The following is a 2,014-nucleotide window of genomic DNA, read 5'->3' as shown; positions in this document are numbered from 1 at the left end:
GATGCCTATGTAATTAACAACGAAGAAGTCAAAGCTTATATTGAAGAAAGAGAAAATAAATATAATAAGATAAAAGATTTATTAGAAACAAAAGGCTATGAAGTAGATAGAAGCTTTTTTGGAAGCGAAGATGGAGAAGCAATCATATACAGAAAAAAAGAAACCAAAGATTGGCACTTTCTATGCCACTTAGACCCATTATTTTTAGAGATAAAAGATTTGAAAGAATATGTTGAAGAAATGATAGAAGATTTATTGTTAAGAAGTCGTAATGATAAAAATGGGAAACTACTCCCTTGAAACAGTTTATTTAGAATATGAGGAGTTGGTGTCTAGACAATATTGTAATCTGCCATTATAATAGCTTTTTTCATGAGGGAAACAAGCTTAACAAGTATGAGAGTCTATGATTACTTTTTCTTTGCTGAAATTAAATAAAGGAATCTGTAGAATGATTTGACAAGAATTATGAAGATTCTATGAAAACAGTATAACACTCTATTTAAATAGTCTTTGGTAGGCTCCAATCAAACAATAAAGTCGAGCATTACCCTACTCTATATCAAAAAATAATATTATAAAATCGCAAGTCATAATTTAAAGAATATATCTTAACATTTTATCAGATAATTTCTATAAAATATGTTTGACAATCATACACACAAAAAATACGATTCATATTTTTATTGACAATAAAATACTAAAATGTTAGTATTATATGCAGAAACCTTTGATTAAGAATAGTAGGTATCTAACAATAACTCACAGAGAGCTATGGAGGCTGAGAACATAGCAGATATCTAAATACCGAATGGACTTATGAGGGCGAACGAACAGGATGACTCCTAAGTAGCAATCGACGGCAACCGCAGTCGTTATTAAGCGGAGCGTATGACAGTACGTGTGAAAGCTGGATGCTTTTATGCATCAATTTGAGTGGTACCGCAGGATATTTCGTCTTGTCTCATGAATGATTATTTTCTATGAGATAAGACGTTTTTTTATTTAATTATGAAAGGAGTTAACAATATGAAAACTTATCGTGATTTTGATAACTATCTAAAAAACTTTCCTAATGACAAGGGATATTTCGGTGAATATGGAGGAATGATTTTACCCCCTGAATTAGTTCCGGCTTTTGAAGAAATTACACAGGCATATTTGGAAATCTGCCATAACGCTCGTTTTATCAATGAATTAAGACGTATCAGAAAAGAGTTTCAAGGTAGACCTACTCCTGTTTATCATTGTGAACGACTATCTTCATTGCTCGGAAAATGCCAAATCTATTTGAAAAGAGAAGATTTGAACCATACCGGTGCACATAAACTAAACCATTGTATGGGAGAAGGTTTGCTTGCTAAATTCTTAGGAAAGAAAAAACTAATTGCAGAAACAGGTGCCGGACAACATGGTGTTGCACTAGCAACTGCTGCTGCTTATTTCGGTTTGGAATGTGATATCTACATGGGAGAAGTTGACATCAAAAAACAATATCCTAATGTTGTAAGAATGAAGATGCTCGGTGCAAATGTTATTCCTGCAACACATGGCCTGAAAACATTAAAAGAGGCGGTAGATGCTGCATTTGAAGGATATTTAAAAGAGTATGACGATGCAATCTACTGTATCGGTTCTGCTGTCGGACCTCATCCATTTCCTATGATGGTTCGTGATTTTCAATCAGTGATAGGAATTGAAGCGAAAGAACAATTCAAAGACATGACGGGTATTTTACCTGATGTTGTTTGTGCAGCAGTTGGAGGAGGATCTAATTCAATAGTAATGTTTGAAGCATTTCTATCTGAACCGGTCGATATTGTTGGAGTAGAACCACTTGGAGTCGGAACAGGAATCGGAGAACATGCAGCAAGTATGAAATTTGGTAAAAAAGGAGTTCTTCACGGTTTTGAAAGTATGTTATTACAAGATGAAAACGGAGAACCGTTGCCTGTGTATTCTATAGCAAGCGGACTTGACTATCCGTCTGTAGGTCCTGAACACGCATATTTGA

At 34.3% G+C, this 2,014-nt stretch carries 1 protein-coding gene, 1 pseudogene and 1 other annotated feature; the gene and the pseudogene both read left to right on the top strand.

Translation table 11 applies throughout. The features are described from left to right. Positions 1-300 (top strand): annotated as a pseudogene (locus tag ACO5GE_RS07960) (hypothetical protein); the annotation flags it as partial. 421 nt (positions 301-721) lie between these two features. Further along, positions 722-965 (top strand) — a binding site (T-box leader). A 64-nt stretch (positions 966-1,029) separates the two neighbouring features. Beyond that, positions 1,030-2,014: tryptophan synthase subunit beta (gene trpB, locus ACO5GE_RS07955; protein ID WP_484830375.1), on the top strand; the 985-nt coding region annotated here is incomplete at its 3' end.

It is taken from the genome of Filifactor sp., from assembly GCF_057248345.1.
Note: the sequence above shows the minus strand (reverse complement) of the source record. Positions and strands in the feature narration are given on the sequence as shown.